Genomic DNA, 4,555 nt, shown 5'->3' with positions numbered 1-4,555 from the left:
CCTGGGACAACACCGGAGCGGTGCTGCACATTGGCTACGACGCCCGGGGACAGATACAGGACCTGACCGACGGCGCAGGCCGCAACCGGCTGCTGCCGCCCCAACTTGGCACAGCGGGCGCACAGCCCATGCGCGACGATTTTGGCCGCACCGTGCGCACCAGCAGCCCCGACGCAGGAGCCAGCATTTGGGAATACGACGCAGCAGACCGCCTGATAGCCAACCGCGACGCCGCCGGCAACCAGGCGCACTACGCGTACGACCCAGCAGGACGCATCCTGCGCCAAGACATCAGCGACGCGGCCGACCCGAAGAAAACCACCACAACCACCTGGCACTACACAGGCAGCCAGCTCACTGCCCTCGAACACCCCACGCAAAGCGAGCACTACCAGCACGACCCGCAGGGCCTGCGGACCGAGCGGCGCACCATCCGGCACCAGGCCGACGGCAGCACCCGGAACAGCCTCACGCGCTACACCTACGACGAACAAGGCAACGTGCTCAGCACCAGCCTGCCCGACGGCAGCCGCCTGATCTATCAGCGCGACCCGCAAGGCCAAATCGTCGCCCTGCAGCGCAGCCGCATCCAGACCCGCTGGCTGCAATGGCTCAGCCCGCCGCAAACCATCGTGCAAGACCTCAGACGCGATCTGGTGGGATTGAGCCAGTTGCGCACGGGCAACGGAATCGAAGCGCACTACCAGCGCAGCCAAGAAGGCGTACTGGCACGCGTCGTGTACCGCCGGACGCAGCCAATGCAAACGGCGCGGCGCGCGGCCGCGGCAGAACTGCTGGGCCAAACCAGCCAACTGCTGCTGGGAGTCCGCAGCGCACACGCTCAGGCCGCGCCGACCAAGCCCACGGACCACGAGACCGACACCGAAGCCCTGCCCGGCGCACTGGGATTGGCAGCGGACCCGCAGGCGCTAATGGACCAACGCTACCTGTGGGATACGCGCGGCAACCTGCTGCACCGCGAGGACCGCGCGGGAGAATCCGGGCGCAGCAGCTACGCCTACGACGCACGCAACCGCCTGGTCGCCGGAGTGCAAGCACAAGGGCAGAGGGCACAAGTCAACCGCTACCACTACGACCCCAACGAGCGGCGCGTGCTGAGCCAGCAGGGCGTAGAAACGCAGGACGAACTGCAAAAAGCCACGCAGCAAACCCGCTACCCCACACAAAGCCACCGCTGGAGCGAAGAACAAGCGCAAGGGGCGACCGCCGTGCTCGCACGCTACGACGCCAACGGCCAGCCCACACAAATTGGGCAACGCGAATACCAATGGGACGCGCTGGGCAAACTGACCGAAGTGCGCGAACAAGGCACAAGCCTGGCCCGCTACCACTACAACCACCGGGGCGAGCGCATCAGCAAAACCACGGCCAGCGGCAACACAGCCTACCTGTACGAGGACCGCCAACTCAGCGCCGAACTCGACGCACAGGGCCGGATCACGCGCCAATACATCCACCTGGCCAACAGACCCATAGCCATCATCGACACCCCCGCAGGCCACCCACTGGCCGACGCCCCCCGCAGCGTGCTGGCCGACCTGAAAATCATCGTGCAAAGCTGGTTTGACCAAGCAGAAAAAATCGTCTGGCTGCACGCGAACCACCTCGGGGCCATTGAAGCGGCCACCGACGCACAAGGGCAACTGGTATGGCAGGCCAGCTACGCGCCCTTTGGGCAAGCAAGCATCCGCACGGTGCGGCTGGATGCACAAGCAGCGCAAACGGACTTCACACTAAACCTGCGCCTGCCAGGCCAGTACGCCGATAGCGAAACCGGGCTGTACTACAACGGCCAGCGCTACTACGACCCCGAACGCGGTCAATACCTGACCCCCGACCCCCTGGGCACGCCCGACGGACCCAATCCCTATAGCTATGTGCGCTACAACCCGCTCAAATACATTGATCCGGATGGGTTGGTGCTGTTTGCGTTTGATGGGACGGGGAATAGCATGAATGAGTCTGAGCTCAGCACGTCAGGGGATAGCATGACCAATGTGGTTTCTTTTCAAGAATACTACGCAAAATCAAATGGGAGAAAGCACTATATCAGTGGAGTTGGAACGACCGATGTAAGCGATCCTGCACGACCCATTGAACCAAAAAAATGTCTTGGATTTTTGATTCCTCCTTATTCTGCCGATAATCACGACAAGGTGTACAATTGTACGGGGCCAGATCGCATCGAACGCATGATTGAGTATTTCAATACAGAAGCCAGTAAAACAAAGGAAGATGAGACCATGCAGGTAGATATCATTGGATTTAGTCGAGGTGCAGCACAGGCGCGTGATTTTTCCAATCGGATTGCGGGAAAAACGAATTCAAATGGTTGGTATAGTTATAAAGATCAGGAGACGAAAGAGCAAGTTTGCAGAAAGGTCAACTTCCGTTTTATGGGTTTGTGGGATACGGTGTTGAGCAAAAATGAATCATCACACAAGAATTATCAATTAGCCATTCCTGCACAGTTTTCCTATGTCGCCCATGCAGTGGCCCTGAATGAGCACCGTGGTCATACCTTTCCAAGAGGGCGGCCGAATTTGAACGGAGAGGGCACATGGGGTGGATTTCCATTGGAGTCCATCATGGGCACCGAGATACCCAAAGACAAAACCCGCATTGAACGGGGATTTATTGGTTCACATTCGGACATTGGCGGCGGTTACAAGGATAATTCCTTGTCCAGAGTGGCATTGGCATGGATGGTTGAGCAAGCCAGAAGCGCTGGAGTCGAAATGAGCAAAAAGCCGATTGATATGCCACCCAATCCTGTACTGCACGATAAAAGTGCCAATATAATCCATGGAAAAATCAGTGACCTTATTGTTGAAGACCGGGAGGTGCGCTATGCCGATGGTCGCAAGATGGAACAGCTTAAGATGCCCAATACGGGGTTGACCCATGCTGAGATTGAAAAATACGGTTTTATCAGCTATAGGCCGCGTGATCAGGTGCGCGAGATTAATCAGAAATACAACCCGGATGATTCCAATCCTGACAATAGAGAAAAGTATATATATACGACTGATGAAACGGGTGTGGTAAACATGAAAGGCTACCGGGATTGGTTGTTGGGCAATGGCTACGATCTTGGAAATATGAACATCAAATGAACATGAAAAACGCTGGCTTTTGGAGCAGATCCGCCACGCTGGTATTTTTGAATTGCCAGCGTCAATTTCTGTCAATCCTGTTGTTGGGGGTTTCGCTAGCAAGTGGCGGCTGCAGTCTTCTGATGTCCGATTCGTCCCCTCGGGATATGGTTAATTTGACTCCCGAAGACAAGATGCTGATCCATAAATATCGAGGAATTCGTGGGGGAGCATTGTACATCAGTGCGGTGGGCGAGGATAAAAACAACGTCACGATGCTTAATCAAAATGACATGGTGTGGCATGCTGCATTATCCCTAGGTGAAGGAGGAAGCCGCCATTTAACTTATACCAGTGCCATGTCCATTCCAAGAACATTGCATGTAATATGGCGAACTGATGATGCAGAGCCTCGGAAAAATCGCAATGGAGTGCGTGATGTTACTGCTGGCTATGAGGGTGGGAGCATTCTTGGAGACTACACAGTCAAGGTTGCATCTCGTATTCCCGATGAGGTTTTGGACTTTATCCGTACAAATGGCAACTCGTTGTTGCGTCTCAAGATCCGTTTGGCGGATCATGGTGTATTGATTGGCTGGGATGTGGAAGAGTGGTACAACGCCAAAGGTGGACGAACTTTCCGCTATGTAATGCCCGGTGGAGATTTCAAGGAACCGAAGATAAAGTATGGAAAAGTCATTGAGCGTGGTTGGATGATCACCCCCGATGGGGAAAAGGTTGAGATGGATTGGACTGACTAGATGGAACATGAAAATATCTCCAAAAGCAAGTTCACTACGCTGGTATCCTCGAGTCACCAGCGCCAATTGCTGTCAATGATGTTGTCGGGGTTCTTTCTGATAGGTGGCGCTTACATCCTTTTGAAGACCAAAGTTCCTCCAGAGAAAGTGATCAATTTGACTCCCGAAGACAAAATGCTGATCCATAAATATAGAGGAATTCATGGAGGAGCATCGTATATTAGTGCAGTAGGTGAAGATAAAAAGAATGTCACGATGCTTGATCAAAATGGCAGGGTGTGGCACTCTGACTTTTCTATGGGTGGCGGACGTGGTATTCATTCAACCTATCCCGAGGCCATGTCCATTCCCAGAATATTGCACGTGACATGGAGAACTGCTGATGCAGAACAGCGAAAGAATCGTAATGGGGTGCGTAATGTTCTTGCTGGCTTTGAAGGTGGAACCATTCTTGGAGACTACACCGTCCAGGTTGCCTCGCGGATTCCCGATGAGGTTTTGGACTTTATCCGTAAAAATGGTAGTTCGTTGTTGCGTCTCAAAATCCGCTTGGCGGATCATGCTGTGTTGGTTGGCTGGGATGTGGAAGAATGGTACACCGCCAAAGGTGGACGAACTTATCGTTATGTAATGCCAGGCGGGGATTTCAAGGAACCGAAGATAAAGTATGGAAAAGTC

General features: G+C 54.4%; 3 protein-coding genes. All 3 read left to right on the top strand.

What is annotated here, in order from left to right; all coding sequences use genetic code 11:
* The first annotated feature begins 20 nt into the window (after positions 1-20).
* A complete protein-coding gene (locus VTU_RS27310) occupies positions 21-3,137 on the top strand; it encodes a phospholipase effector Tle1 domain-containing protein (RefSeq protein ID WP_050809511.1) in 3,117 nt (1,038 codons plus the stop codon).
* Complete coding sequence (locus VTU_RS32810) at positions 3,134-3,877, top strand: hypothetical protein (protein WP_169315403.1); 744 nt, start codon at positions 3,134-3,136, stop codon at positions 3,875-3,877. The genes VTU_RS27310 and VTU_RS32810 overlap by 4 nt, the downstream gene beginning before the upstream one ends.
* On the top strand, positions 3,878-4,555 hold a 678-nt coding region (locus VTU_RS32805; RefSeq protein WP_138927892.1), incomplete at its 3' end, for a hypothetical protein.

Source organism: Verminephrobacter aporrectodeae subsp. tuberculatae At4 (assembly GCF_000193225.1).
GTDB classification, from domain to species: Bacteria; Pseudomonadota; Gammaproteobacteria; order Burkholderiales; family Burkholderiaceae_C; genus Acidovorax; species Acidovorax aporrectodeae.
The sequence above is the reverse complement of the archived record's forward strand: the minus strand, read 5'-3'. Positions and strand labels throughout refer to the sequence as shown.

Coding starts and splice junctions, on each gene's coding strand:
- VTU_RS32810 (WP_169315403.1), top strand. CDS start 3,134: ATGAACATGAAAAACGCTGGCTTTTGGAGCAGATCCGCCACGCTGGTA.